Annotated in this window: 23 protein-coding genes; 13 read left to right on the top strand and 10 right to left on the bottom strand. The window is 62.0% G+C overall.

What is annotated here, in order from left to right; genetic code table 11:
* Positions 1–11 precede the first annotated feature (11 nt).
* The 5 genes from FHX03_RS24750 (at position 12) to lpdA (ending at position 6,089) form a co-directional block, all read left to right on the top strand.
* Complete coding sequence (locus tag FHX03_RS24750) at positions 12–1,139, top strand: acyl-CoA dehydrogenase family protein (protein ID WP_097626263.1); 1,128 nt, start codon at positions 12–14, stop codon at positions 1,137–1,139.
* A 62-nt stretch (positions 1,140–1,201) separates the two neighbouring features.
* On the top strand, positions 1,202–2,434 hold the full coding sequence (locus tag FHX03_RS24745; RefSeq protein ID WP_183855891.1) for a 3-methyl-2-oxobutanoate dehydrogenase (2-methylpropanoyl-transferring) subunit alpha: 1,233 nt from the start codon (positions 1,202–1,204) through the stop codon (positions 2,432–2,434).
* A gap of 1 nt (position 2,435) precedes the next feature.
* Entirely contained in the window at positions 2,436–3,449 is a 1,014-nt protein-coding gene (locus tag FHX03_RS24740) for an alpha-ketoacid dehydrogenase subunit beta (protein ID WP_131711263.1), read from the top strand.
* Positions 3,450–3,452: 3 nt separating this feature from the next.
* Positions 3,453–4,688 (top strand): dihydrolipoamide acetyltransferase family protein, encoded by a 1,236-nt coding sequence (locus FHX03_RS24735; protein WP_183855889.1) that lies wholly within the window; start codon positions 3,453–3,455, stop codon positions 4,686–4,688.
* Between the two features lie 3 nt (positions 4,689–4,691).
* Positions 4,692–6,089 (top strand): dihydrolipoyl dehydrogenase, encoded by a 1,398-nt coding sequence (gene lpdA / locus FHX03_RS24730; RefSeq protein WP_183855887.1) that lies wholly within the window; start codon positions 4,692–4,694, stop codon positions 6,087–6,089.
* A 435-nt stretch (positions 6,090–6,524) separates the two neighbouring features.
* Here lpdA and FHX03_RS24725 read toward each other — a convergent pair whose 3' ends face one another.
* Positions 6,525–7,439, bottom strand: coding sequence for a LysR family transcriptional regulator (locus tag FHX03_RS24725; RefSeq protein WP_097626258.1), 915 nt, complete (start codon positions 7,437–7,439; stop codon positions 6,525–6,527).
* A gap of 138 nt (positions 7,440–7,577) precedes the next feature.
* On the opposite strand from FHX03_RS24725, the gene FHX03_RS24720 reads away from it, so the two are divergent.
* A complete protein-coding gene (locus FHX03_RS24720; protein ID WP_097626257.1) occupies positions 7,578–8,651 on the top strand; it encodes a tartrate dehydrogenase in 1,074 nt (357 codons plus the stop codon).
* Between the two features lie 198 nt (positions 8,652–8,849).
* Positions 8,850–9,326, top strand: a complete 477-nt coding sequence (locus FHX03_RS24715; RefSeq protein WP_003577877.1) for an Lrp/AsnC family transcriptional regulator — start codon at positions 8,850–8,852, stop codon at positions 9,324–9,326.
* 95 nt (positions 9,327–9,421) lie between these two features.
* Here FHX03_RS24715 and FHX03_RS24710 read toward each other — a convergent pair whose 3' ends face one another.
* Both FHX03_RS24710 and FHX03_RS24705 read right to left on the bottom strand, forming a co-directional pair.
* Positions 9,422–10,798, bottom strand: coding sequence for an aspartate aminotransferase family protein (locus FHX03_RS24710; RefSeq protein WP_183855885.1), 1,377 nt, complete (start codon positions 10,796–10,798; stop codon positions 9,422–9,424).
* 13 nt (positions 10,799–10,811) lie between these two features.
* Positions 10,812–11,648 (bottom strand): GNAT family N-acetyltransferase, encoded by an 837-nt coding sequence (locus tag FHX03_RS24705; protein ID WP_183855884.1) that lies wholly within the window; start codon positions 11,646–11,648, stop codon positions 10,812–10,814.
* Between the two features lie 409 nt (positions 11,649–12,057).
* On the opposite strand from FHX03_RS24705, the gene FHX03_RS24700 reads away from it, so the two are divergent.
* Positions 12,058–12,726, top strand: coding sequence for a haloacid dehalogenase type II (locus FHX03_RS24700; RefSeq protein ID WP_183855882.1), 669 nt, complete (start codon positions 12,058–12,060; stop codon positions 12,724–12,726).
* Positions 12,727–12,906: 180 nt separating this feature from the next.
* Here the strand turns inward: FHX03_RS24700 and FHX03_RS24695 are convergent, their stop codons facing one another.
* The 3 genes from FHX03_RS24695 to FHX03_RS24685 form a co-directional block, all read right to left on the bottom strand.
* Positions 12,907–14,364 (bottom strand): NAD-dependent succinate-semialdehyde dehydrogenase, encoded by a 1,458-nt coding sequence (locus tag FHX03_RS24695; RefSeq protein ID WP_183780200.1) that lies wholly within the window; start codon positions 14,362–14,364, stop codon positions 12,907–12,909.
* Between the two features lie 380 nt (positions 14,365–14,744).
* Positions 14,745–16,199: an aldehyde dehydrogenase family protein gene (locus FHX03_RS24690; protein ID WP_183780197.1), complete on the bottom strand. Its 1,455-nt coding sequence runs from the start codon at positions 16,197–16,199 to the stop codon at positions 14,745–14,747.
* 107 nt (positions 16,200–16,306) lie between these two features.
* Positions 16,307–17,584, bottom strand: coding sequence for an NAD(P)/FAD-dependent oxidoreductase (locus tag FHX03_RS24685; protein ID WP_183855880.1), 1,278 nt, complete (start codon positions 17,582–17,584; stop codon positions 16,307–16,309).
* A 278-nt stretch (positions 17,585–17,862) separates the two neighbouring features.
* On the opposite strand from FHX03_RS24685, the gene FHX03_RS24680 reads away from it, so the two are divergent.
* A complete protein-coding gene (locus FHX03_RS24680; protein WP_131711255.1) occupies positions 17,863–18,573 on the top strand; it encodes a cupin domain-containing protein in 711 nt (236 codons plus the stop codon).
* A gap of 106 nt (positions 18,574–18,679) precedes the next feature.
* Here FHX03_RS24680 and FHX03_RS24675 read toward each other — a convergent pair whose 3' ends face one another.
* Genes FHX03_RS24675 through argE form a run of 3 tightly spaced genes read right to left on the bottom strand, consistent with a single transcriptional unit; the run spans position 18,680 to position 21,117 of the window.
* A complete protein-coding gene (locus tag FHX03_RS24675; protein ID WP_097626250.1) occupies positions 18,680–19,036 on the bottom strand; it encodes a cupin domain-containing protein in 357 nt (118 codons plus the stop codon).
* Between the two features lie 14 nt (positions 19,037–19,050).
* Positions 19,051–19,974, bottom strand: a complete 924-nt coding sequence (locus FHX03_RS24670) for a 2-hydroxyacid dehydrogenase (protein WP_097626249.1) — start codon at positions 19,972–19,974, stop codon at positions 19,051–19,053.
* A gap of 15 nt (positions 19,975–19,989) precedes the next feature.
* The gene (gene argE, locus FHX03_RS24665) at positions 19,990–21,117 is read right to left on the bottom strand and encodes an acetylornithine deacetylase (protein WP_183855878.1); all 1,128 of its coding nucleotides are present in this window, start codon (positions 21,115–21,117) and stop codon (positions 19,990–19,992) included.
* A gap of 239 nt (positions 21,118–21,356) precedes the next feature.
* Between argE and FHX03_RS24660 the strand changes: the two genes are divergently transcribed.
* Together FHX03_RS24660 and FHX03_RS24655 are read left to right on the top strand one after the other, a co-directional pair.
* Entirely contained in the window at positions 21,357–22,232 is an 876-nt protein-coding gene (locus FHX03_RS24660; protein ID WP_183780191.1) for a GNAT family N-acetyltransferase, read from the top strand.
* A 247-nt stretch (positions 22,233–22,479) separates the two neighbouring features.
* Entirely contained in the window at positions 22,480–23,373 is an 894-nt protein-coding gene (locus tag FHX03_RS24655; RefSeq protein WP_097626246.1) for a DMT family transporter, read from the top strand.
* A gap of 25 nt (positions 23,374–23,398) precedes the next feature.
* On the opposite strand, the gene FHX03_RS24650 is transcribed toward FHX03_RS24655, so the two are convergent.
* Positions 23,399–24,274, bottom strand: coding sequence for a helix-turn-helix domain-containing protein (locus FHX03_RS24650; protein ID WP_097626245.1), 876 nt, complete (start codon positions 24,272–24,274; stop codon positions 23,399–23,401).
* A 95-nt stretch (positions 24,275–24,369) separates the two neighbouring features.
* Here FHX03_RS24650 and FHX03_RS24645 point away from each other — a divergent pair, with 95 nt between their 5' ends.
* Together FHX03_RS24645 and FHX03_RS24640 are read left to right on the top strand one after the other, a co-directional pair.
* Complete coding sequence (locus FHX03_RS24645; protein ID WP_183780188.1) at positions 24,370–25,932, top strand: 4-hydroxyphenylacetate 3-hydroxylase N-terminal domain-containing protein; 1,563 nt, start codon at positions 24,370–24,372, stop codon at positions 25,930–25,932.
* A gap of 10 nt (positions 25,933–25,942) precedes the next feature.
* Positions 25,943–26,455, top strand: coding sequence for a flavin reductase (locus FHX03_RS24640; RefSeq protein WP_183855876.1), 513 nt, complete (start codon positions 25,943–25,945; stop codon positions 26,453–26,455).
* The last annotated feature ends 52 nt before the right edge of the window (positions 26,456–26,507 follow it).

Here is a 26,507-nt window from a genome sequence, read left to right as displayed (position 1 = left end):
GGGGCGAGCAGATGATCCTTTCCGACCTCCAACAGCAGATCACAGATCTCGCCCGTGATTTTGCCCGCGACCGGCTGGCGCCGGGAGCCGCTAAACGCGACCGGGAGCATCTGTTCCCGCGCGAGGAACTGAAGGAGATGGGCGAACTCGGCCTGCTCGGCATGCTGGTGCCGGAGGCCTATGGCGGCTCGGATACGGGCGTCGTTGCCTATGCCGCGGCACTCGAGGAGATTGCCGCCGGCGATGGACCTTGTTCGACGATCATGAGCGTGCACAGCTCCGTCGGCTGCGTGCCGATCCTGAAATTCGGCACCGAGGAGCAGCGGCAGCGCTTCCTGCCGAAACTGGCAAGCGGCGAATGGATCGGCGGTTTTGCGCTGACCGAGCCGCAGGCCGGTTCCGACGCCTCCAACCTGAAGACCCGGGCGCGGCGTGACGGCGATCATTATGTGCTCGACGGTGCCAAGCAGTTCATTACCTCGGGAAAAAACGGCAATGTCATCATCGTCTTTGCCGTCACCGATCCCGATGCCGGCAAGAAGGGCATCACCGCCTTCGTCGTGCCGACGGAGACGCCGGGCTACGAGGTGATCCGCGTCGAGGAAAAGCTCGGTCTACATTCCACCGATACCTGTCAGATCGCCTTCAACGCCATGCGCATTCCTGCAGAATTGAGGCTCGGGGCGGAAGGCGAGGGCTATCGCATCGCGCTCGCCAATCTCGAGGGCGGGCGGATCGGCATTGCAGCGCAGGCGGTCGGCATGGCGCGGGCTGCCTTCGAGGCAGCGCGCGATTACGCTAGGGAACGCACGGCCTTCGGCAAGCCGATTTTCGAGCACCAGGCCGTCGCCTTCCGCCTTGCCGATATGGCGGTGCGGATCGAGGCGGCGCGCCAGCTGGTCTTTCACGCGGCCGCGTTGAGGGAGGCCGAAATGCCCTGCCTGTCGGAAGCCTCGATGGCGAAACTCTTTGCCTCGGAGATGGCCGAGCGCGTCTGCTCCGACGCAATCCAGATCCATGGAGGCTACGGCTACATGGCCGATTATCCGGTCGAGCGCATCTACCGTGATGTGCGCATCTGCCAGATCTATGAGGGAACGAGCGACGTGCAGCGCATGGTAATCGCCCGCAATCTATAAGAACCATACCGGCCTTGCCCCCGGGAGAGGGGCGTGGCCGGCAAAGGGAGGAAAGAAAAAGCATGGTGGATTCCGCTCGTTTGAGCCTGCACGTCCCCGAACCCGCCGTCCGTCCGGGCGGCCAGCCCGATTTTTCCAACGTCAAGATCGCCAAGGCCGGCTCCGTGCCGCGGCCGGAGGTGGATGTCGCCTCGGAGGAAATCCGCGACCTCGCCTATTCGATCATCCGCGTGCTGAACCGCGACGGCGAGGCGGTCGGTCCCTGGGCGGGGTCGCTCTCCGACGAGGAATTGCTGACCGGGCTACGCAACATGATGAAGCTGCGCGCCTTCGACGCCCGCATGCTGATGGCGCAGCGCCAGGGCAAGACATCTTTCTATATGCAGCATCTCGGTGAAGAGGCCGTCAGCTGCGCCTTCCGCAAAGCGCTCAACAAGGGAGATATGAACTTCCCGACCTATCGCCAGGCGGGCCTGCTGATCGCCGATGATTATCCGATGGTCGAGATGATGAACCAGATCTACTCGAACGAGAGTGATCCGCTGCGCGGCCGGCAGCTGCCGATCATGTATTCTTCCAAGGAGCACGGCTTCTTCACCATCTCGGGCAATCTCGCCACCCAATATGTCCAGGCTGTCGGCTGGGCGATGGCCTCGGCGATCAAGAACGACAGCCGCATTGCCGCCGCCTGGATCGGTGACGGATCGACGGCGGAATCGGATTTCCACTCGGCGCTCGTCTTCGCCTCGACCTACAAGGCGCCCGTCATCCTCAACATCGTCAACAATCAATGGGCGATCTCCACCTTCCAGGGCATCGCCCGCGGCGGCTCCGGCACATTCGCTGCCCGCGGCCTTGGCTTCGGCATTCCGGCGCTGCGTGTCGACGGAAACGACTATCTCGCCGTCCATGCCGTCGCCCGCTGGGCGGCGGATCGCGCGCGGCGCAATCTCGGCCCGACGCTGATCGAATATGTGACCTACCGTGTCGGCGCGCATTCGACCTCCGACGATCCGAGCGCCTATCGGCCGAAGACGGAATCGGAGGCCTGGCCGCTCGGCGATCCGGTGCTGCGACTGAAGAAACATCTGATCGTCACGGGCGCATGGTCGGAAGAGCGACATGTGCAGGCCGAAGCCGAAATCATGGACGAGGTGATCGAGGCGCAGCGCCAAGCGGAGGCTCATGGTACGCTGCATGCCGGCGGCAGGCCTTCGGTGCGCGATATTTTCGAGGGCGTCTATGCCGAGATGCCGCCGCATATCCGCCGTCAGCGGCAGAAGGCGGGGTACTGACATGACCAGGATGACGATGATCGAGGCGGTGCGCAGCGCCATGGACGTCTCGATGGCGAAGGACGACAATGTCGTGGTTTTCGGCGAGGATGTCGGCTATTTCGGCGGCGTTTTCCGTTCCACGCAAGGGCTGCAGGCAAAATACGGCCGGACGCGCTGCTTCGACACGCCGATCAGCGAATCCGGCATCGTCGGCACGGCGATCGGCATGGCGGCCTATGGGCTGAAGCCCTGTGTCGAAATCCAGTTCGCCGATTACATGTATCCCGCCTATGACCAGCTGACGCAGGAAGCCGCGCGCATCCGCTACCGCTCCAACGGCGATTTCACCTGCCCGATCGTCGTGCGTATGCCGACAGGCGGTGGCATCTTCGGCGGCCAGACGCACAGCCAGAGCCCGGAAGCGCTCTTCACCCATGTCTGCGGGCTGAAAGTGATCGTGCCGTCGAACCCCTATGACGCTAAAGGCCTGCTGATCGCCGCGATTGAGGATCCGGATCCCGTCATGTTCCTGGAGCCGAAGCGGCTCTATAACGGCCCCTTCGACGGCCATCACGAGCGGCCGGTGACGCCTTGGTCGAAGCATGAGCTCGGGGAGGTGCCCGACGGCCACTACACCATCCCGATCGGCAAAGCCGAAGTACGGCGCGTGGGATCGGCGGTGACTGTAGTCGCCTACGGCACGATGGTGCATGTGGCACTTGCCGCCGCCGAAGATGCCGGCATCGACGCCGAGGTGATCGATCTTAGAAGCCTGCTGCCGCTCGATCTCGATACGATCGTCAAATCGGTTACCAAGACCGGGCGCTGCGTCGTCGTGCATGAGGCGACCCTGACGTCGGGCTTCGGCGCCGAAGTCGTGGCGCTGGTGCAGGAGCATTGCTTCTATCATCTCGAAGCGCCTGTTGTGCGCGTCGCCGGCTGGGACACGCCCTATCCGCATGCGCAGGAGTGGGATTATTTCCCCGGTCCCGGCCGGGTTGGGCGGGCGCTTGCCGAAGTCATGGAGGCCTGAGCCATGGGCGAATTCATCATCAAGATGCCGGATGTCGGGGAAGGGGTCGCCGAGGCCGAACTTGTGGAGTGGCACGTGAAGGCAGGAGATCCGGTCCGCGAAGACATGGTGATCGCCGCCGTCATGACCGACAAGGCCACAGTCGAAATTCCCTCACCCGTCAGCGGCACCGTCATCTGGCTCGCTGGTGAGATCGGAGACCGTATCGCGGTCAAGGCGCCGCTGGTGCGGATCGAGACAGCCGGCGAGGCCGACGAGGCTCAGCCGCAGGCGCGTGTTGCAGAAACGACGAAAGTCGAGATTGCGAAGCCTGCCCCTGCGGCGCCTGCCCCTGCGGCAGCGCCAGTGCCGGCGGCGGCGCCGGCGGAAAAGCCGCTTGCCGCGCCCTCCGTCCGGCTCTTCGCCAGGGAAGGCGGGGTCGATCTCCGGCAAGTGCAGGGCACGGGGCCTGCCGGTCGCATCCTGCGCGAGGATGTCGAGCAGTTTCTGTCTCAGGGAGCAGCGCCCGCAACGGTAAAGAATGGTCTCGCCAGAAAGACGGCGACCGAGGAGATCAAGCTGACCGGCCTGCGCCGCCGCATCGCCGAGAAGATGGTGCTGTCCACCTCGCGCATTCCCCACATCACCTATGTGGAGGAAGTCGACATGACCGCGCTCGAAGAATTGCGCGCCACCATGAACAGCGAACGCCGCGAAGCGCACCCGAAATTGACGGTCCTGCCCTTCCTGATGCGGGCGCTGGTCAAGGCGATTTCCGAGCAGCCCGAGGTCAACGCCACCTTCGACGACGATGCCGGCATCATCACGCGCCATGGCGCCGTGCATATCGGCATCGCCACCCAGACGCCCGCGGGTCTGACCGTGCCGGTGGTGCGGCACGCAGAAGCGCGCGGCATCTGGGATTGCGCCGCCGAAATGAACCGGCTGGCGGGGGCGGCGCGGACGGGGACCGCGACGCGCGACGAACTTTCCGGCTCGACCATCACCATCAGCTCTCTGGGCGCGCTCGGCGGCATCGTCTCGACGCCTGTTATCAATCATCCCGAAGTGGCGATCATCGGCGTCAACAAGATCGCCACGCGTCCGGTCTGGGACGGAACGCAATTCGTGCCGCGCAAGATGATGAACCTCTCCTCGAGCTTCGACCATCGCATTATCGACGGCTGGGATGCGGCGACCTTCGTGCAGCGCGTCCGTACGCTCCTCGAAACCCCGGCGCTCATTTTCATCGAAGGCTGATCCATGAAAGAGATTGTCTGCAAGCTCCTCGTTATTGGCGCCGGTCCGGGCGGTTATGTCTGCGCCATCCGCGCCGGGCAGCTCGGGGTCGATACGGTGATCGTCGAAGCCGGAAAGCCGGGAGGCACCTGCCTGACGGTCGGCTGCATTCCCTCCAAGGCGCTGATCCATGCCGCCGAGGAATTCGCCGCCACGCAAAGGATGCTTGCCGGCAAGAACCCGATGGGCATCCGTGTCGAAGGCGCCTCGATCGATCTTGGCAGGACGGTCGCTTGGAAGGACGGTATTGTCGGCCGGCTGACGAACGGGGTTTCGGGCCTCTTGCAGAAGGCGCGGGTCAAGATCGTCCACGGCCGGGCCCACTTCCGTGACGGCAAGACGGTGGAGGTCGAGACGGAAACCGGCCAGCAGATCATCCGCGCCGAGACCGTGGTGATCGCCACCGGCTCCGACCCGGTGGAGCTATCCAACCTGCCATTCGGCGGCCGCGTCATTTCCTCGACGGAGGCGCTGTCGCTAACGGAGCTGCCGAAAAAGCTGGTCGTGGTCGGCGGCGGTTATATCGGCCTGGAGCTCGGAATGGCCTTCGCCAAGATGAGATCGGAAGTGACGGTCGTCGAGGCGACGCCGCAGGTGCTGCCGCTCTACGATGCCGAACTCGTGCGGCCTGTCATGCGCAAGCTTACCGAAAGCGACATCCGGGTGCTGATAGGCGCGAAGGCGATGGGCCTTGCCGACAACGGTGCGGCGTTGCTTGTCGAAACCTCCGATGGCCGGCGAGAAAGCCTGTCGGCCGACCGCATTCTCGTGACCGTCGGTCGCCGCCCGCGGACGGCGGGATCCGGTCTCGAGGAGCTCGATCTCGATCGCGCCGGTCCCTATCTCAGGATCGATGATCGCTGCCGCACCTCGATGCGCGGCATCTATGCGATCGGCGACGTGACCGGCGAACCGATGCTAGCCCATCGGGCTATGGCGCAAGGCGAGATGGTGGCGGAGATCATCGCCGGCAAGAAGCGTGCCTGGGACAAGCGCTGCATCCCCGCCATCTGCTTTACCGATCCCGAGATCGTCAGCGCCGGTCTCTCGCCGGCCGAAGCGCAAGCGCAAGGCTATGAAATCCGCACCGGCCAGTTTCCGTTCAGCGCCAACGGCCGGGCGATGACCATGGTATCGGAAGAGGGCTTCGTGCGCGTCGTCGCCCGCGCCGACACGAACCTCGTTCTCGGCATCCAGGCGGTGGGGGCAGGCGTCTCCGAGCTTTCGGCGGCTTTTGCGCTGGCGATCGAGATGGGCGCGCGCCTGGAAGACATCGCCGGCACGATCCACGCGCATCCGACCCGCAGCGAAGCGGTCATGGAGGCGGCGCTGAAAGCGTTGGGAAGCGCTCTGCATATCTGAGGCGAAGCCCGATCCGGATTCTGACGATCCTGGAAGCCGTCGCGGCTCCTCAGGGGACATCACCTTCACGTGCAGCATTTCTGGATACAACAGCCATAAGTTGGTAAAATAGCAACATCTACCATTCCCGGGGAAGAAGTGATCGCACCGAGTATTGTGCCTTGAAACGGAAAAATTGGGATATTAAATCAAAATTATAACGATAAATCGGCAGTCCGTCAGGAGGGAAACCTGATATATTCAATTATAAATTTTAAATCTTGCATAAGCTGAATTATGGAACTAACGAATCCCGCTCATTTGAAATCGGAGCATGCTTTCTTCGGCATCTTTGACACAGTTTGTCCCTGATACCGCCTTTCGCTGCAATGCGGGACGCAAGACCTCCGAGCGCCTTCAGCGGCATTCAAGCCGGGGCGATCGAGAGCCGGCGTCTCAGGCCGCTGCCGAATATATTTCGAGATTCCGCCTCAGGAGATCAAGCAGCGCGTCTCGTTCGGGATCACGGACTGCTTTCATCCAGGCGACAGCTAGCGGCAGTTTCGGCGTCGTCTGCCCTGCTCCCTCCTGCACCGGCAGAAAGCGAACGCCGGCAGAGGCGAGAGAGGATGTCCACCGCGGGACGATGGCGAGGCCGAGGCCGGCGGCGACCATGCTGACGATGGTTTGCTTTTCATCGGCGACCTGGGCGATATCAGGGTGCAGGCCGGCTGCGGCAAACAGGTTCATCGTCAAATCGTAGCTGTGGGGCCGGGATCGCCTGTCCGGTACGATCAGCGGCGCATTCGCCAGATCGAGGACGGAGACGTTCTTATGGTCAGCGAGTTCATGAGAGGCCGGGACTGCGACGACGGTCGTCTCGGAAAACAGATCCTCGACCGCAAGATGACGGCTCATTCCCGGACGCGGCCTGATAAAAGCCAGATCCAACCCGCCGGCCAGCAGTTTGGGCACGAGCCGAATGGATTTGCCCTCCATCAGCTGGATTTTGACATCGGGGGCGATGGCTCGAAAGTCGTGGATCAGTGTCGGAAGGAGGCCGGCGGCGGCGCTATCGATCGCGCCGATCCGAAGGATGCGGCTGCGCCGGTGATGCCTGGCACGAAATTTTTGACCGAGTTCATCGAGCCGGGCGAGAAGCGGCCTGACCTCCTCCAGCAGCGCTACTCCATCCTCGGTCAACGAGACGCTCCGGGTCGTGCGGCTCAGCAACTGACTTCCGACCGACTCTTCCAGCAGGCGCACATGGCGCCCGAGCGATCCCGGAAGCAACCCGATCCTTTGCGCCGCCCTTCCAAAATGAAGCTCCTCGGCAACGGCAACGAAGCACCTCAACTGCTCCAGCTCCACAGGCAGCCTCCTATTATATCCATAATTTATATAATTCTTTCATCGTTGAGTAAACCGAGAGCTCGGCACTAGGCTTAAGGTAGAACGCGTAGGCCGCATCGGGTGGACTGGCGCGGAAGAGGTTGCCGGAGCAAATCAATGCGTGAATATTCTATCGCCGCTATTCCTGCGGACGGGATCGGGCCCGAAGTCATTGCCGCCGGGCGAACGGTGCTCGCAAGTCTGGAAAAACGTCTCGGCGATGTGAGATTTGCCATCGAACACTTCGACTGGGGCTCCGACTACTACAAAAGACATGGCGTAATGATGCCTTCCGACGGGCTTGAACGGCTGAAGAAATTCGACGCGATCTATTTCGGCGCCGTCGGCGCGCCGGATGTTCCCGATCATATCACCCTCTGGGGGCTCAGACTGCCGATCTGCCAGGGCTTTGATCAATATGCCAATGTGCGGCCGACCAAGATCCTTCCGGGCATTACTCCTCCGCTGTGCAACTGCGGCGTCGGCGATCTCGATTGGGTGATCGTCCGCGAGAATTCCGAAGGAGAATATTCCGGCCATGGCGGCCGCGCCCATCGCGGCATGCCAGAGGAAGTCGGAACAGAGGTTGCCATCTTCACCCGCGTCGGCGTCACCCGCATCATGCGTTACGCCTTTAAGCTGGCGCAGGCGCGGCCGCGCAAATTGCTGACGGTCGTGACGAAATCGAATGCCCAACGGCACGGCATGGTCATGTGGGACGAGATCGCCGCCGAGGTGGCCGCAGAATTCCCTGATGTCACCTGTGACAAGATGCTGGTCGACGCCATGACGGTGCGGATGACGCTGAAACCGCAGAGCCTCGACACGATCGTCGCGACCAACCTGCATGCCGACATCCTCTCCGACCTTGCCGGCGCGCTCGCCGGCAGCATCGGAGTCGCGCCCACCGCGAATATCGACCCGCAGCGCCGGTTTCCCTCGATGTTCGAACCGATCCATGGTTCGGCCTTCGACATTGCCGGCAAGGGCATCGCCAACCCCATCGCAACCATCTGGACCGCCGCGCAGATGCTCGACCATCTCGGCGAGCAGGAGGCTTCGGCCCGTCTCATGCGCGCCTTCGAAGCGGTGACAGGCGCGGGTATCCTCACCCCCGACGTCGGCGGTACTGCCACGACCAAAGAGGTTACCGATGCGGTTTGCGACGCGATCCATTCCTCCAATGTTTAGAACAGGGCTGCGTGATGTCACGCACCATCGCCTCGCCGGCGGACAGCATAAAATGCTGTCGCAGGCCAGGACGTATACTATTCGTCCCGCCAGGAGCCCAAGAAACGCGATCGACTCGCGCTTTCGATGTGGTAGTGTTGGCAGAGTAGCGGCATAATATGCTGCGGCGCTGGCAGGTTCGACAGGCGGAGTGAAGCGATGAAACTCGACCGGATCGATATAAAAATTCTGCATGAGTTGCAGAAGAATGGCCGCGTCACCAATGTCGAGCTCGCCGAGCTCGTCAACCTGTCGCCGAGCCCCTGCCTGATGCGGGTGAAGAAGCTGCAGTCTGAAGGTTATATCGAGGGTTATTCCGCGCAGATCAACGTCGCCAAACTCGGCCAGACGCTGACGGTGTTCACGGAGATCACCCTGAAAAACCACCGGCAGATCGATTTCGCCCGGTTTTTGACAACGGTCGAGAAGATCGACCAGGTGATCGAATGCCATCTGGTCTCCGGCGGCTATGACTATCTCTTGAAATTCGTGACGGCCGGGATCGGCGAATACCAGACGATCATGGAGCGACTCTCCGATATGGAGATCGGCATCGACAAGTATTTCAGCTTCGTCGTCCTGAAATCGCCCATCGTCAAATCGCACATGCCGTTGACGAGCCTGTTTCCGCTTTAGTTCGATCGTCGGCCCGGCCGCGGCGGCAACAAGGTGGGAATGCGCGTGGCATCGCCCTTGTTATAGCATTGCTATGAAACCGCAGCGGGCCGCGGTCAGCCCTTCAGGGTCGCGCGGATATCGGGGTCGGTCAGGGTGTCATCAAGCGTTTTGTGCGTGCGCTCGATGATGGCGTCGATATCGGCGTCGGTGCAGCAGAGCGGCGGCGCATAACCCAGCACGCCGTTGGCGAAGGCACGGATGACCAGGCCGTTTTCCCAGGCGCGGTCGAAGACCCGGCGCGCCGGATCGGCGGTCGACGGCAACGGCGTCTTTTTTTCCTTGTCGACCACCAGTTCGATGGCGGCCAGCATGCCACGGCCGCGCACGTCGCCGACAAGCGGATGGTCCTTGAGGCTTTCAAGCCCTTGCATCAGCCGTGCACCGGCTTTCCGGCCGTTCTCCAGGAGGCCGGTTTCGTAAAGGTTCAGCACTTCGAGACCGACGGCTGCGCTGACGGGATGGGCCGAATAGGTATAACCGTGACCGACGGCTGCGCCTCCGGCGCCATCCGCGATGGCCTGGTAGACATGATCGGCCATGAAAACCGCGCCCATCGGCACATAGCCCGAGGTCAGACCCTTTGCGGTGGTGATGAAATCAGGAACGATCCCGTCGTCCTCGCATGCAAAGAGCGGGCCGGTGCGGCCGAAAGCGGTGATGACTTCGTCGGCGACAAAGAGGATTCCGAGTTCGCCGCAGAGCGCCCGCATCGCCTTCATCCAGCCCTTCGGCGGCACCAGTACACCGCCCGACCCCTGAATGGGTTCGGCATAAAACGCGGCGACGCGTTCGGGGCCGACCTCTTCAACCTTGCGGCGCAGTGCCGCGAGCGAGGCGTTGATGATCGCCTGCGAATCCTCACCTACCGGGTTGCGGTAGGCGTAGTGCGAGGGGATTTTATGCTGCCAGTCGAAGGGAATGCCGAAGCCGGCGTGGAACAGAGGAAGCGCCGTCAGTCCTGCCCCGACAGTCGATGAACCGTGATAGCCTTGCTCGATGGAGATGAACTGGTCGCGTTGCGGCTGGCCGCGGGCGATCCAGTAATAGCGGATGAACCGGATCGTGCTGTCGACGGCATCGGATCCGCCCAAGGTAAAGTAAACATGATTGAGATCGCCCGGCGCCCGTTCGGCCAATTCCGCGGCAAGCCGGATCGCCGGTTCCGAACCGAGACCGAAATAAGTGGTGGCATAGGGCAGTTCGCGCATCTGCCGCGCCGCCGCCTCGACGATCGATTCATGACCGTAACCGGCATTGACGCACCACAGGCCGGCAAAGCCGTCGACCAACTGCTTGCCCGAAGCATCGGTCACCGTCGCCCCTTTTGCCGAAGCGAGCACACGCACACCGAGCTTTTCATGGTTGCGGTAGGAGGCGACGGGGTGGACGAGATGGGCGCGGTCGAGTTCGACAAGGGAATTGCTGTACATAATGCTCTCCGGATCAGCCGAGTGCCTGGTTGGCGAGGGCGAAGATGGTGGCGACGGAATCGACGGCTGGGATCGATGGCTTCATCATGGCGATGCCGCCGCCGACATGGGCGAAGCCTTGTTCGGCCAGCCAGCCGGACAGGCCGGCGGCAGTCGTGGTATCGACCCTGAGGAACCCGCCGGGGCGCCGTGCGATGAAATGCGTGACGAGCGCCTTGGCGTCATCCACGTTGCCCGCAATGACGGGGCCGATGACCTCGCCCCGGCCGAAGCTGCGAAGGACCGCGAAACCGCTGACGCGTCCATTGCGGCGGCGTACCACGGCGAGTTCACCGACCTTGGCGAGATATGCGATCAGATCGGCGCGATCGGCGCCGAAGGCCTGTCGATCGAGTTCGGTGATTGCCGAGAAATCGGTCATCGCGGCGGCTGACGTTGCCGTCGGCGCGGCGCGTTCTGCTGCGATGCCTTGATGCTGCAGAATGCGGCCGGTCTGGCGGAAGCCGAGCTTCTCGTAGAGTGGAAGGCCATCGGCGGTCGCTACAAGCCGGAGCGGGCGATCGCCGGCAAGCTCCATTGCGGCATGCATTAGCTTGCGGCCAAGGCCGCGGCCGCGCATGGCTTGATCGACGATGACCATGTTGATCGTGGCGCAGTCTTGCTTGTAGGGGGTGACGAGCACGGTGCCCACCACCCGGTCGCCCTCGATGGCGACGACACCCTCGCTCAAGGCACGCGCCATTTCCCAGTCTTCAGGCCGATGGGGCCAGCCCGCCTGCCGCGACAGCGTGAGGGCGGCACCCAGGTGTTCGCTGCCGAACGCGGCAAAGTCGATCTGGCTTGTCTGCATGACACTTCCCTTATTCTCCTGAGTGGAAGTGTGAAGGAGTGCGGGTTGGCTAATCGTCTGAAGGCTGCGCCCTGAGCAGTATCTTATCGTTTTCCCTTTGTCGCCTGCCGCATCTTATGCTGGCATGTGGGCGCCACCGGGCGGATCGCGAGCAACATTCGCTGCACGTCGGCAAGCCGGGTGAGTGAGTGCGGCGAGCCGATCAAATCAACAAGCATCATAGAGGCCGACATAGCCATCCTCGCCGTCGTTCAGCCACCGCCAGCGAGCGGGGCACCTACTACCATCTGCCAAAGCCGCCTTTCGATACGCAATAATCTGCTTCGATCGCAGCTACATTCAGGCGAGCCGCGGGGTGGGCCGCGCCTATCATGACTACGCCCCGGTCCACGCTCCAAAGGATATGTTCATGACCCTCATGCGCCCGAAATACATCACCTTCGACTGCTACGGCACGCTGACCAATTTCCAGATGGCGGAGGCGGCCCGCGACCTTTACGGCAATCAGCTCGACGAGCCGCGCATGGCCGAGTTCGTCCGCAACTTCGCCGCCTATCGCCTCGATGAGGTTCTGGGCGACTGGAAGCCCTATGCCGAGGTCGTTCACAATTCGATCGAGCGCAGCTGCAAACGCAACGGCATCAAGTTCAGGGACGAAGACGCCCGGATGGTCTATGAGCGCGTGCCGACCTGGGGTCCGCATGCGGATGTGCCGGCTGGCCTCGCGAAGGTCGCCAAGGAGATCCCGCTGGTGATCCTGTCGAATGCGATGATTTCGCAGATCATGTCGAATGTCGAAAAGCTCGGCGCTCCGTTCCATGCGGTTTACACGGCCGAACAGGCGCAAGCCTACAAGCCGCGCCTGCAGGCCTTTGAATATATGTTCGATATGCTCGGCTGCGCGCCCGAAGATGTCGTGCACTGCTCCTCGTCATTCCGCTATGACCATATGTCGGCCAACGATATCGGCATCAAGAACAAGGTGTGGGTCAACCGCCGCCATGAACCCGCCAACCCGTTCTATGGCTATGTCGAAATCCCCGACATTTCCGGCCTGCCGGGCGTTTTCGGTCTCTGAACCGTACGAGGAAAAGCGCGGGCGTTTCCGCCCGCGCTTCTTTTGAAGTGATCGGCTGTGCTTGCGGACCGACTGAAGCCGAAGGGTTGCCAACCCTCGTGTGTTGCGGTGGTTGTAAAAAAAAATGGCGCACCCCGCGTGCGCCACATTGCTGGTTCTCGTCCCGTAATCGCTTCCGGCTCAGCTCAGTCCGCCGATATGGAAGCTCTTCATCTCGAGATATTCTTCGATGCCCGCCTGCGCGCCCTCGCGCCCGAGGCCGGATTGCTTGACGCCGCCGAACGGGGCGACTTCGGTTGAGATCGCGCCGGTGTTGAGCCCGATCATGCCGAACTCGAGCGCTTCGCCGACACGCCAGGAGCGCTTGAGGTTTTCGGTGTAGAAATAGGCAGCCAGGCCGAAGGGCGTGCCGTTGGCGATTGCGATCGCCTCGTCTTCCGTCTCGAAGCGGAAGAGCGGAGCAACCGGGCCGAAGGTTTCTTCGCTGGCAAGCAGCATGTCGGTCGTCGCCCCGGTCAGCACCATCGGCGCGGCGTATTGCGAGCCCTCCGCCACGGAGCTTCCCTGTGCGGCGATCTTGGCGCCTTTGGAGAGAGCGTCTTCGACATGGCGGGTGATCTTGTCGATCGCCGCTGCATTGATCATCGGGCCGATAACGTTGCCGGGTTCCGTGCCGGGGCCGACCTTCATGGCGTTGACGCGAGCGCCGAGTTTTTCGGCGAAGGCATCATAGACACCGGCCTGCACCAGGATGCGGTTGGCGCAGACGCAGGTCTGGCCGCCGTTGCGGAACTTGGACAGGATTGCGCCCTCGACAGCGAGATCGAGATCGGCGTCGTCGAAAACGATGAACGGCGCGTTGCCGCCGAGTTCGAGGGAGAGCCGCTTGACGCTGTCGGCAGCGCCGCGCATCAGAAGCGAGCCGATCCGGGTCGAACCGGTGAAGGAGATCTTGCGCACCGTCGCGTTTGCCATGAACTCGTTGCCGATCTCCGTCGGCATGCCGGTGACGATATTGATCACACCTGCCGGAATGCCGGCGCGCTCGGCAAGGACACCCATGGCGAGCGCCGAATAGGGGGTGAATTCCGAAGGCTTGACGACAACCGTACAGCCGGCCGCCAGGGCGGGCGCCACCTTTCGGGTGATCATGGCGATCGGGAAATTCCAGGGTGTCACGATGGCGCAGACGCCGACCGCTTCCTTGAGCACGACGATGCGGCGATCCGGCGTCGGCGAGGGAATGGTATGGCCGCCGATGCGGCGAGCTTCTTCGGCAAACCATTTGACGAAGGAAGCACCGTAACGGATTTCGGCACGCGATTCATCGAGAGGCTTGCCCTGTTCAAGAGTGATGAGCAGCGCCAGATCCTCGAGATTTTCGATCATCAGGGCATACCAGCGCTCGAGCAGAACGGCGCGTTCGGCATTCGTTTTCTTCTTCCACGAGCTGAAGGCGGCATTAGCTGCGTCGATCGCCGCCCGGGTCTCGGCTGTGCCCATGTCGGGAACGGTGCCGAGATTATCCTGAGTGGCGGGATTGACGACGTTTACCGTCTTGCCCGACGCCGCACGCGACCAGATCCCGTCGATCAGTCCGGCCTGCTGGAAAAGGTCGTTGTCGTTCAAATCGAGCATATCGTTTCCTCTCTGACCATTGGTCGCTGGCTGCAAAAGCCAGCGTCTGGAATGAATTCCGTCTTGGTCGTTATCGCCGGCCTCGACGTGTTCCCGACCAAAGCCTACCGAAACTGAACAAGCAGCATGCATCGACAGTGGGTGCCGGGGCGGTGGAAAATAATGTTTTGAGTGATGAGACAGTCATCTTCGGCTGATGAAAGGGACGCGTTTTTTCCTCCTGGGCGGTGCGCTTCCGACGGATACCAACACCCCCTCACGCCTTTCGGCGTCATGCTAAAGCGCGTCGCGATCTTTCAGCTTCGCTCCACGCGCTTTAGGTCTTTGTTTTTACGCATGTCGTTATCACAAAGCCGCTGCACACTTTTGCGCGACTTGCTTTAGAAGTAGCCAAGGATGGATTTGACCTCGAGGTATTCCAGCATGCCCTCAATGCCGAATTCGCGTCCGTTTCCAGATTGCTTAAAGCCGCCAAAAGGCGCGTGTGGATCCCAGGCTGGATAGTTGAGATGCACTTGACCGCAGCGGATCCGTGACGCGACGTCCCTGACGACGTCTGTATTTTTACCCTGCACATGTGCACCCAGACCGTAGACGGTATGGTTGGCGATGGTGATGGCTTCCTCCACCGTGTCGTAAGGAATGAGGCAGAGAACCGGGCCGAAGATTTCCTCCTGGGCGATACGCATATCCGTGCGCACGTCCGAGAAAATTGTCGGTTTGACGTAGAAGCCGGCATTCAGACCGGCGGGACGACCCTCGCCGCCGGTGACGAGCGTCGCGCCTTCCGCAATTCCGACGCCGATCATGGTTTGGATCCGATCGAACTGGGCCCGGTTGGCGATCGCGCCATGGGTGCTGGCTTCTGAAAGGGGATCACCGACAACGATCTCATCTGCGGTTCTTTTGGCGATGGACTCGCTGTTGGAGAGCATCGCGCGCGGCACGATCATACGCGTCGGCGCGCTGCATGATTGGCCGAGATTGCGGAAGGCAGCCGCTACGCCCATGGCAACGGCGCGGTCAAGATCGGCGTCCGGCAGGATCACGTTCGGCGACTTGCCGCCAAGCTCCTGCGCGACGCGCTTGACGGTCGGCGCGGCTGCCTGGGCCACAGCGATACCGGCACGGGTAGAGCCGGTAATCGAAATCATGTCGACATCCGGATGGGACGCGAGAGCCGAACCGACGCAGGAGCCGTCACCATTGACGAGGTTGAAGACGCCGTTGGGGAAGCCGGCTTCCTCAATCGTTTCTGCAAACAGCAGCGCGCCGAGAGGCGAAAGCTCGCTGGGCTTCAGCACGACCGTGCAGCCTGCGGCGAGTGCCGGCGAAACCTTGGCGGTGATCTGGTAGAGCGGCCAGTTCCAGGGCGTAATCAGTGCGCAGACTCCGATCGGTTCCTGGGCGACGGCGGTGTGGCCGCGCTGCTTGACGAAGGGGAAGGCTTCCAGGAGATCGCGGGCGACCTTCACATGGGCGATCGCCAGCGGCACCTGAGCGCTGCGCGCATATCCGATCGCCGCGCCCATTTCGAGACTCAGGCACTGCGCGAACAGTTCGCTGCGCGCTTCGAGCAGCGTCCGCAGGCGATCGAGCAGACCCGCGCGGTATTCCGGCCTGGTCCGGCTCCAGGTCGCGAAGGCCCGCCGGGCGGCGGAAACCGCCGCGTCGACATCCTCGCCGTTGCCGAGCGCAAACTGGGTCACCGTCTCTTCCGTGGCAGGATTGACTACGACGCCCTTGGCGCTGCCTTTGGGTTCGAGCCATTGACCGTCGATGAAGAACTTGCCCAGACGACCGTTGCGGGACAGATGTTCGAGAGGTGTGATCATTGCAAAGTCCTTATGCGGCAACAGGCACGGAGGATCGGCAGGGAATCAGGGGTGGCCGTCCTGCGTTAGGCCATCGGTGCCCGCGCGGGGCGCGGCGCCAGGATCGGTCAGGGCAGCAGGTCCTTCATGCGGTAATAGGTGCCGACGATGGGCAGAAACCACGGGTTTCCGGTATGCATCGGGACGGCGGGCCACGCGAAGCCGTCGAGCGGATTGGCGTCCTTGCGCCCCATCGCCATATTGGCCAGCGCGCTGCCCATGAAGGTCGATAGCTGGGCGCCGTGGCCGGAATAGCCCATGCTGTAAATCACACCCTCGGCGCTGCCTGCGCGGGGATAACGATCCTGCGTGCAGCCGACGAGGCCGCCCCAGCAATAGTCGATCTCGACGTCTGCAAGCTGCGGAAACATGCCGAGCATCTGCTGGCGCAGAAGCTGCCCGGAGCTGACGTCGGTTTTCTGGTTCGATACCGCCGAAAATCTCGCCCGCCCCCCAAACAGCATGCGGTTGTCTGGCGTCAGGCGGAAGTAGTTGGCGATGTTGAGGGAGTTGGTGAAGTTGCGGTTGCCCGGAACTGTCGCCGCGACCTCCTGCGGGGTGAGCGGGCGTGTCGCAATGATGAAGGAAGCGATCGGCATCAGCCTCCGGCGGAAATAGTTAAAGACGCTTGGCGTATAGGCATCGGTCGCCAGGATGACCTGGCGGGCGGTCAGCGAGCCGGTCGGCGTGGTTAGCCGCCATCCATTCGGGACGGGCTCGCGGGCGGTCACCGGGTTGTGTTCCCAGATCGCCGCGCCATGGCGGTGGGCCGCCTGCGCCACGCCGTTGGCGTAGCGCCCCATGTGCATCATGGCGGATTTCGGATAGAGGATCCCGCCATGGAAGGCATCCGATACCACCTCGTTGCGGAGGTCCTCGCGCGTCAGCCATTCGGCTGACGGGTCGACCTCGCGGCGGATTTCTTCGGCCATTGCCTGCAGCTTGCCGACATGAGAGGGCTTCGAGGCAAGCTTGAGCTTGCCGCTCCTGCGGAAGTCGCAGGCGATCTTTTCCTCCTCGACGATGCGTTCGATCATGTCGATCGAGTCGTCATAGGCCCGCCACAAGCGGCGCGCCCGGTCTTCCCCGAGATGCTGCCTGGCGGCGCCGAAGCTTGCGAAATGGCCGCTGTTGAGGTGCCCGCCATTGCGGCCGGACGCACCATAGCCAACGTGTTCGGCTTCCAGCAGAGCGACCTTCACACCGGATTGCGCCAACGTGCGCGCGGCGTTGAGCCCGGTGAAACCGGCGCCGATCACCGCAACGTCGAAATCTCCCGAGACGGGGTCGGCGATGCCTGCGGCGAATGGGATCGAGGTATCATGCCAGTAGGACGCAAATTTCATTGGCGCATGCCTTTATGCTCGTCTGATCCAATGCAGGAAGTATAGGCCTGCTTGCGCTGGAGAGGTGCGGCGCAGGCGGCTTTGTTTCGCAACAATTGCCTGTGTTGGGGGCAGCAAACCAAAGGATATTCTGTTTAAGCGCCAACTCCGCAGCGCGCCCCTTGAAGCCACCGATTAGGATCTATGCAGAATTCGAGCCAGTGCCTGGCAGATTAGCCCTCGGCCCATAGGCAACAGCATCAGCCTATGAATATCTCACCAAAAATGGGAGTGACGTCATGACCGGTAAAACCATTCTCCTCTTCGAGGCGAAAAGCGGATCCGCCCCTGAAGGCAAACGAAAAGCCTTGGGACCAGACGACATATTCGCGGTCGGCCGCGATATCGTCTGGAGCGCCTCGGGCGGCGTTTTCGCCGGATCGGTCCATTGGAATGGAAAAGCCTCGATCGCCGGCTTTCCCCACACGGAATGCCTGGTCGTCGTGGCAGGCCGTCTTGTCCTGCATTCGGGCGGCTCGACGTTTCATCTCACGTCCGGCGACAGCGTGGTCATCGGCCAGGGCGAGGACATTACGGCGGAAGCGGAAAACGGCACGCAGTGGATCTTCTGCGCAACGACCGCGGCGACATCAAGCGCGCAGGGCGTCGTGGCGATCGACAGGGATGTGGCGCTTGCCCCCTCCCCGCCGCCTCCGGCGCAGTTCGTGGAAGGGGACACGCCTCAGTGCCGTCTCTTCAGGGCATTTTCCGACGAAGAGGCCGGCTTTCGGGCTGGTGTCTGGGCGACGACGCCGCACATCCGGATGTCGCGCTCTCATCCCGTCCATGAATTGATGTACATCCTGGAGGGGCAGGCTGATGTGACCGATGGCGACGGGACGCAAACATCGGTTGGCCCGGGAGACGCGATCTTCGTCGGCCGGGGGACGGTGAACCGTCTTTCAATTCAGGGCAACCTCAAGAAGATCTTTGCTATCGCCGAAGGCTAATGCGTGCGCGCTTTAGAGAGTTGGCGGTTCAGCCGCCTCGTGTTTTCAGCACGTGATTGCCGGATATAAGCGGCGTGCCGTTCTTCGGGCGCGCGCCGGCGGCTTCTCAGTCGTAAACGCAGACGTAGATCTTGCGCACGGTTTCGATGGTGCGCCAGACGCCGACAAAGCCAGGCTTCATCACGAAACTGTCGCCGGCGCGATACATCTTTGTCTCGCCGTCTTTTTCGTCGATCTCAATGACACCGGAAATGATGTGGCAGAATTCGTAGACCGTGCCCTTGATGGAATGGTGCTCGCCGGGGGTTGCTTCCCAGATGCCGGTGAGCACTTTTTCGCCTTTTGAGGCATCCTGTGCCCAGGTCTTGTAGGCCGGATTTCCTGAAATCAGCCGTTCCGCATCCGGTACGGCCTGCTTTGGAGTAAAGTTCGGATTTGTGTCGATGGTCTGCAGAAGCGACATGTCATTTTCCTCGTTTAATAACCACGTGTCCGATCGACCAGGCCGATCAGGGTTTCGCCGGCGCGGTGGCGCCGGATATTTTCGATGACCGAATGCGCCGCCGTTTCCGGCTGGGTGACGGAGGCGATGTGCGGCGTGATCGCCACTTTTGGATGGTGCCAGAGCGGATGGTCTGCCGGCAGCGGCTCGGGATCGGTGACGTCGAGCATTGCGGCGGCCAAGCGGCCGCTATCGAGCGCCTCGATCAGCGCCGTCTGGTCGAGCTGCGGTCCGCGGCCCACATGCAGCAGCCTGGCACCGGCCGGCAGCTGGGAGAAGAGCTCGGCATTGAGAATGCCGCGCGTCTCATCGGTCAGCGGCAGCAGGCAGACCAGAATGTCCGTCTCGGCCAGAAAATCGGCAAGTCCATCCGGGCCATGATGGCAGGTGACACCATCGATTTGCTTTTTGCTGCGGCTCCATCCGGCGAGCGGAAATTGGAACGGCTTCAAGCGCTCGATCGCCGCCTGCGCCAAAATGCCGAGGCCGAGGAAACCTATTCTGCGCGCGGTGGCCTGCGGGGCGGCCAGCGTCTGCCATGCAGACTGTTTCTGCAGGTCCCGGTAAGCGAGCATCTCCCGGTGGAGCGTCAGGACCCCAAGAGTGACGTATTCCTGCATCATCCGGATAATGCCATCCTCGACCATACGGACGAGCGCCACATGGTCCGGCAGGCTGTCCTGTTTGAGCTGATCGACGCCGGCGCCGATACAAAACAGCACTTCCAAATTGCGGTAACGCGCGATGTCGCCGGGGACCGTCCAGGTCAGGAGATAGCGCACCTTGTCCGGATCTACCGGTTGGCCCTGTCCGACGAATTCCAGATCCGGAAGCTCGCGGGCAAAAGCTTCCTTGAAAATCGCGCCGCGTGTGGCATCGGAGTTGAAGAGAAACGCCATGGAAATCGCCTTCTTTCAGCCTTCGGCAAGGGAGGCGCCGAGTTTCTCGATCATCGTCTGGCATGCGGCGAGCTCGCCGATCTCGATATACTCGTCGGGCCGGTGCGCACGGGCGATATCCCCCGGTCCGCAAATGATCGAATCGATGCCGGCTTGCTGATAGAGCCCGGCTTCCGTGCCGTAGCTGACCGCGGCCAGCGGCTTCTGCGCCGTCAATTCCGTCAGCAGCGCTGCGAGTTCGCTGCCTTCGGGGAGCGCAAGACCTGGGTAGGCGCTCAACTCATGCCAGCCGACCTCGAATCCCTGGTCTCTGAGGGCCGTGAGCCTGGCTTTTACCGGCTCGAGCAGCGATGACGGCGAGATACCCGGCACGGCGCGAACCTCGATATCGGCGGTGCAGCGATCCGGTATGATGTTGACCGACTGGCCGCCGGCAATGACACCGACCTGCAATGACGAGTAGGGTGGCGCGAAATCGTGGTGGAAAGGGTCGCTCGTCAGGGACCTGCCGTATTCGGCGACCTCTGTGATGAGATTGGCCATGGCATGAATGGCGTTTAATCCGAGATCAGGACGAGAGGAATGACCTGATCGCCCGATCACCTCCAGCCGGACCGCTGCCTTGCCCTTATGCCCCCGCACCGCCTGCATCCGGCTCGGTTCGCCGATGATTGCACCCAGCGGGGCGTTGCACAGCTTCGGCAGCGCCGCGATCAGATGCGGCACCCCGCGGCTGCCTGCCTCCTCGTCATAGGAGAAGGCAAAGTGGATTGGCCGCTGCAAATTCATGGCGGCAAGCTTCGGCAATGCGGCCAGTGCGCAGGCGAGAAAACCTTTCATATCGGTGGCGCCGCGTCCGTAAAGCCTGTCTCCCGCCGCGCGTAGCACGAAAGGATCCGAACTCCATTCCCGTTCACCGGCCGGCACGACATCCATGTGTCCGGACAGAATGTAACCTCGGCCTTCGCGTGGTCCGACGGTCGCGAAAAGGTTGTATCGGTCACCTTCCGGGCCGGGGTGGACCGTCACCTCGGCTCCCGCCTTCCGACAATAGTCGGCTATCCAGTCGGCAATCGCGCCGTTCGTCGTTCCGACGACGGAAGGGAACGCGATCAGCCTCGCAAGAATATCTATGACGTCCATGGGTGACCAAGTTGCCTTTGGAGTGGTCGAGATGCTAACTAGCCTAAGCAAAGGCAGGAGTTTTGCCTGCTGAGTGGGGCCTCGGTTCAGCTGAAGATTTCGAATTGTTGCGGCGAACAAGCCAATCCTGCCGGCCTTGGTGTGCGATATTGTGACTCGGTTGCAATCGGCGCAGGATCAAAGACGCTGTTCACTTCCAGTGGAGTCTGGTGATCTGGCGAACGGAACGGATACCCGAAATGCAAAAATCAGTGCGGCTGAAATCGTTCGAATTGATTGCGCAGGATATCAACAGTGTCGATGTCAGCCTGCTTCACGCATTGTCGATCGGCGTCGGCTGGCCGCACCGGCCGAAGGACTGGGATATCCTGCGGCGTGCGGGCCGCGGCATCGTTGCCGTCGATGGGATCGGACGCGTGTTCGGAAGCGCGATGTGGTTTCCGCATGGGGACGATTTCGCCACGATCGGGCTGGTGATCACATCGCCGCGCACGCAGGCGCAAGGGACCGGCCGATGGCTCATGGAGCAGGTGTTCGAGCAGTGCGGCGACCGCGATCTGAGCCTGAATTCAACCCATGCGGCTTACAGACTCTATGTTTCGCTCGGCTTCACCAAGGAAGCGATTGTCTATCAATACCAGGGAGATGTCGCGCCCAAGCTCCCTCCCCTGCCGGAGCTGAACGGGCAATTGAGCGAATTGTCAAATGACAATGTCGAGGAGATCAACGCTCTCGATACGCGCGCTTTCGGCACCGATCGCGGCAAATTGCTGGCTTTACTTGCCGAAGGTGCTTCCGTTTGCACACTCCGGCGGGGTGACGAAATCGTCGGCTATTCCATGTGCCGCGAGTTCGGACGCGGCCATGTGGTCGGCCCGATCGTGGCAAGCAATGATCAGGACGCGATCCATCTTACCGCCGTGCATCTCAAGGATCTGGCTGGCCGCTTCGCGCGCGTCGATACGCGGGAAAAAGGCCTCTTCGCCGAGTTCCTTCAACAAAGCCGGCTGGCCGTCTCGGAAACCGTGACGACCATGTCCAAGGGGCGGCGTTTCCTGAACAGGAAGAATGGGGAGCCGGCGGTTTACGGCCTGGCCGGCCATGCCGTCAGCTAGAGAATGACACTGACAAATGTTGCTCGATGTCCTGTCGATGACGGTGGCTGAGAAGCCGTCCGTGGCGTCGCATCGAACAGCCCTCGACAGTTGCTCTTCAATCACGTTTAAACGCTTCGCGCCCGGATTCCAAAGCGCGTCGCATCAAACTTGATCCATGCGCCGCGCTTTGGTCCTTTGTTATATGCATGTCGTTACCCGGAACCGCTGCACATTCCGGACGACATGCATTGAGGATCGAAGCAAGATGCCAATTCATGAACTTGCCGCGCTCGGAGCGGCAACGTGCTGGGCCTTTACGGGTTTGATCGCGGCGGGTCCATCCGGCCATCTCGGCGCGCCGGCCTTCAACAGGGTCCGCCAGGTTTTCGTCACCGGTCTTTTGGCGCTTTATGTGATTTTTACCGGATCCTGGCGCCAACTGGACGAGGCAAGCGTCGGTCCGCTGCTCTTGTCCGGACTGATCGGCATCTTCATCGGCGATACGCTGCTCTTTGCCGCCCTGAACCGGCTTGGCCCGCGTCGTGCCGGCATCCTGTTCGCCCTCAACGCTCCGATTGCCTCACTGCTCGGCTGGCTGGTGCTGGGGGAGGTTCTATCGTTTTCCGCGGTGGTGGGGATTGCTTTGACGGCCGCAGGCGTTTTTCTCGCCATCGTGTTCGGCAAGAGCCGATCGCAGATCCATCAATGGGAGAGGATCAAGGGGCCACTGTGGATCGGCGTCCTGCTTGGGCTGGGCGCCGCAACCGGCCAGGCGGTCGGTTCCATCATCGCGCGACCGGTCATGGTCAGCGGTATCGATCCATTCGTCGCGTCCCTGCTGCGTGTCGCCATGGCGGCCCTTTGCCTCAGCATCCTGATCCAGTTGCCTGTCCAGTCGGTCAAACCGAAGGGACCGCTCACCTTCAAGGTCGCGGCATTGACCGCCCTGACCGGGATCATCGCCCTCGGCATGGGCATGACACTCCTGCTCTTTGCGCTGGCTGGCGGCAAGGTCGGTATCGTTTCGACACTGTCGGCAACATCGCCCGCGATTATTCTACCGCTGTTGTGGCTGAAAACCGGCGAACGCCCGGCCGGCGGCGCCTGGGCCGGCGCCGCTCTTGTTGTCGTCGGGATGGCTTTGATCTTTCTTCGATGACCGATAGCGACAGTTCCGTCGCTCGTCACGATGCCGCCTGCAAATGCCGCCGGCGCCAGGCGGCCGGCGCCTCGCCGGTGCGTTTGCGGAAGAAGCGAGAGAAATAGGCGGGATCGTCGAAACCGATCTCGCCGGCAATATCTTCCACCGAGCGGACGGTGAACATCAGCAGGCGTTTGGCTTCCAACAGGCGCCGCTCCAGCAGCAATTCCTTGACGGATAATCTGAAGACTTCGCGGGCGGCCTTGTCGAGCAGATGCGGCGTGGTCGCAAGCAGATCGACATAGGCTCTCACCGGCCAATCCTTTCTGTAGTGAAGATCGACGAGACGGCGCAGCGCGAGGCCGAGTGAGACAGTCGCCGAGGTCGACGGCAGGGCGACCCGGCCGCCGATGCGGCCCATCAGCGACAGCACGACCGAAATCAGGCCGCAAAGCACCTGTTCGCCGTACGCACCTCGATCGCGATAATCCTCGGAGACCATGTCGAGCAGTGTTGCGAGCTTGGTCCATACCGGATCTGCAGGCTGGCCGGTCAGGAAGGTCGGCACGTCGAGATTGAGCGCGATCTGCGGCACGATCGCCTTCAGCATGTCGTCCGAGACCGATACGACGATCGCGTCGGACTGTTCGTCGACATCGAAACCATGCACCACGTTGCTCGGCACGAAGCTCACGGCGGGAGCGGAAAAATTCCAAGTTTCGTCTTCAATCCGATAGGTTCCGCCCCCTTGAAACCAATAGGTGATCTGTCCCATCAGCGGATGTTTGTGCGGCGAGACATGGCCGAAATGCAGGTTTTTTCGCTCCATCACCGTTTCGACGTGCAGGAATCCCACATCGAGCGAGCGGCTCGGCTCGCCATAGACGAAAAAATTCGGAACATCGTTTCGTGTCGCCATAGCGGAAAAAGTACCAGCGAATTCCCTTCTTTGTCCATGGTGTGCCCGCCGCTCCCGTTTTAGCTTCTATCAATATTCCAAGGGAGGAACCTGACATGCGAGCTGAAGACCACCGCGGCGACAAGACCCGTCCGTTCACCGGCGCCGAATATCTCGCCAGCCTGCGCGACGGACGCGAGGTCTATATCAACGGTGAGCGCATCGCCGACGTCACCAGCCATCCGTCGATGCGCAATTCCGCCCGTTCGATCGCGCGGATGTATGATGCGCTGCACGCAGAGAAGACCAAGGACCGCCTGACATCGCCGACCGATACCGGCAATGGCGGCTATACGCATAAATATTTCCGGGTGGCGAAATCCTCGGCCGAGCTCGTCGCCCAGCAAGGCGCCATCGCCGATTGGGCCCGCATGTCCTATGGCTGGATGGGCCGCACCGCCGACTACAAGGCGGCTCTGATGAACACGCTCGGCGCCAATGCCGACTGGTATGGGCCGTTCAAGGACAATGCGCTCGCCTGGCACAAACGCGCCCAGGAAGCAGCGCTGTTCATGAACCATGCGATCGTCAATCCGCCGATCGACCGGCACAAGCCGGCCGATGCCGTCAAGGATGTCTTCGTTCACATCACCAAGGAAACCGATGCCGGCATCTACGTCTCGGGCGCCAAGGTGGTGGCGACTTCCTCGGCGCTGACACATTACAACTTCCTCGCCCAGAGCTCGGCGACGGTGACGGAAGATCCCTCGCTCTCGGTCATGTTCATTGTGCCGATGAATGCGCCTGGCATCAAGATGTTCTGCCGCGTCTCCTACGAGCAGACCGCCAACACGGTCGGTCAGCCTTTCGACTATCCCTTGTCGTCGCGCTTTGACGAGAACGATGCGATCCTGGTGCTCGACAACGTCTTCGTGCCCTGGGAGGACGTGCTGGTGTTGCGCGATGCGGCCAAGATCCTGTCGTTTCACCCGGCTTCCGGCTTCATGCACGGCTACTGCTTCCAGGGCTGCACGCGCTTTGCCGTCAAGCTCGACTTTATGGCGGGGCTGCTCGCCAAGGCGCTGCGCGCCACCGGCGGCGACGCCTTCCGCGGCAATCAGGCCGCACTCGGCGAGGTCATCGCGCTGCGCCACATGTTCTGGTCCTTCTCCAACGCCATGGCCCACAATCCCCAGCCATGGGCAAATGGCGCCGTGCTGCCCAACATGGAGGCAGCCCTTTCCTACCGCACCTTCATGTCGGAGGCCTATCCGCGCGTAATCGAGACGGTGCGCAAGGTCGTCGCCTCGGGGCTGATCTATCTCCCCTCCTCCGCCAAGGATTTCGGCAATCCCGAGATCGACCGCTATCTCGCCCAATATGTGCGCGGCTCCAACGACATGGGCCATATCGAGCGCATCAAGATCATGAAACTGCTGTGGGATGCCATCGGCACCGAATTCGGCGGCCGCCACGCGCTTTACGAACTCAACTATGCCGGTGCGCCTGAGGAGGTCCGGCTGCAGGTGCTGAAGGGCGCCGAGCGCGGCGGGCGGCTGAGGGAGATGGAAGCGCTCGTTGACCAATGCATGAGCGATTACGACGAAACCGGCTGGACCGGCGACACCTGGCTGCCGCCGCTCGATCAGGCATCCGCCGTCCGCAACGCGGCCGAGTGAGGAGACGGCCATGGAGGAGCAAGTCTCGAAAATCGAGTTCCGCGACGCGATGGCCAGGGTCTGTGCCCCGGTCAACGTCATCACCACCAACGGACCCGCCGGGCGCGGCGGGTTCACCGCCACCGCCATGTGCAGCGTCACCGACGAACCGCCGACGCTGCTGGTCTGCATGAACGGTCGCTCGGCCCAATGCGGCATCTTTCTCGAAAACCACCGCTTTTGCGTCAACGTACTCGCCGATGACCATCAGGAGCTCGCCGGCTATTTCGCCGGCCGCCAGGCGGATATGGCAGCACGCTATGCCGCGGCGGAATGGGTCGACATGCCGTCGGGAAGCCAGGCGCTGGCCGGCGCCATGGTTTCCTTCGACTGCCGGCTCACCGAGGCGCGCCTGGTCGGCACACATCATATCTTCATCGGCCAGGTGATCGGCATTCGTGCGCGGGCGGATGGCAATGCACTGCTATACTTCGACCGCAACTATATCAACGTGCCGACGCAGGTGGGCAGTTTCGGGGGATAGGCGGTCGGCTTCCCCATTGCCGACCACCGATGGGAAAGCCGACTTGTTGTCG

It is taken from the genome of Rhizobium sp. BK456, assembly GCF_014194045.1.
Taxonomy (GTDB): Bacteria; Pseudomonadota; Alphaproteobacteria; order Rhizobiales; family Rhizobiaceae; genus Rhizobium; species Rhizobium redzepovicii.
This window is presented reverse-complemented; position numbering and strand designations above follow the sequence as displayed.

Coding starts and splice junctions, on each gene's coding strand:
- FHX03_RS24750 (WP_097626263.1), top strand. CDS start 12: ATGATCCTTTCCGACCTCCAACAGCAGATCACAGATCTCGCCCGTGAT.
- FHX03_RS24745 (WP_183855891.1), top strand. CDS start 1,202: ATGGTGGATTCCGCTCGTTTGAGCCTGCACGTCCCCGAACCCGCCGTC.
- FHX03_RS24740 (WP_131711263.1), top strand. CDS start 2,436: ATGACCAGGATGACGATGATCGAGGCGGTGCGCAGCGCCATGGACGTC.
- FHX03_RS24735 (WP_183855889.1), top strand. CDS start 3,453: ATGGGCGAATTCATCATCAAGATGCCGGATGTCGGGGAAGGGGTCGCC.
- lpdA (WP_183855887.1), top strand. CDS start 4,692: ATGAAAGAGATTGTCTGCAAGCTCCTCGTTATTGGCGCCGGTCCGGGC.
- FHX03_RS24720 (WP_097626257.1), top strand. CDS start 7,578: ATGCGTGAATATTCTATCGCCGCTATTCCTGCGGACGGGATCGGGCCC.
- FHX03_RS24715 (WP_003577877.1), top strand. CDS start 8,850: ATGAAACTCGACCGGATCGATATAAAAATTCTGCATGAGTTGCAGAAG.
- FHX03_RS24710 (WP_183855885.1), bottom strand. CDS start 10,798: ATGTACAGCAATTCCCTTGTCGAACTCGACCGCGCCCATCTCGTCCAC.
- FHX03_RS24705 (WP_183855884.1), bottom strand. CDS start 11,648: ATGCAGACAAGCCAGATCGACTTTGCCGCGTTCGGCAGCGAACACCTG.
- FHX03_RS24700 (WP_183855882.1), top strand. CDS start 12,058: ATGACCCTCATGCGCCCGAAATACATCACCTTCGACTGCTACGGCACG.
- FHX03_RS24695 (WP_183780200.1), bottom strand. CDS start 14,364: ATGCTCGATTTGAACGACAACGACCTTTTCCAGCAGGCCGGACTGATC.
- FHX03_RS24690 (WP_183780197.1), bottom strand. CDS start 16,199: ATGATCACACCTCTCGAACATCTGTCCCGCAACGGTCGTCTGGGCAAG.
- FHX03_RS24685 (WP_183855880.1), bottom strand. CDS start 17,584: ATGAAATTTGCGTCCTACTGGCATGATACCTCGATCCCATTCGCCGCA.
- FHX03_RS24680 (WP_131711255.1), top strand. CDS start 17,863: ATGACCGGTAAAACCATTCTCCTCTTCGAGGCGAAAAGCGGATCCGCC.
- FHX03_RS24675 (WP_097626250.1), bottom strand. CDS start 19,036: ATGTCGCTTCTGCAGACCATCGACACAAATCCGAACTTTACTCCAAAG.
- FHX03_RS24670 (WP_097626249.1), bottom strand. CDS start 19,974: ATGGCGTTTCTCTTCAACTCCGATGCCACACGCGGCGCGATTTTCAAG.
- argE (WP_183855878.1), bottom strand. CDS start 21,117: ATGGACGTCATAGATATTCTTGCGAGGCTGATCGCGTTCCCTTCCGTC.
- FHX03_RS24660 (WP_183780191.1), top strand. CDS start 21,357: ATGCAAAAATCAGTGCGGCTGAAATCGTTCGAATTGATTGCGCAGGAT.
- FHX03_RS24655 (WP_097626246.1), top strand. CDS start 22,480: ATGCCAATTCATGAACTTGCCGCGCTCGGAGCGGCAACGTGCTGGGCC.
- FHX03_RS24650 (WP_097626245.1), bottom strand. CDS start 24,274: ATGGCGACACGAAACGATGTTCCGAATTTTTTCGTCTATGGCGAGCCG.
- FHX03_RS24645 (WP_183780188.1), top strand. CDS start 24,370: ATGCGAGCTGAAGACCACCGCGGCGACAAGACCCGTCCGTTCACCGGC.
- FHX03_RS24640 (WP_183855876.1), top strand. CDS start 25,943: ATGGAGGAGCAAGTCTCGAAAATCGAGTTCCGCGACGCGATGGCCAGG.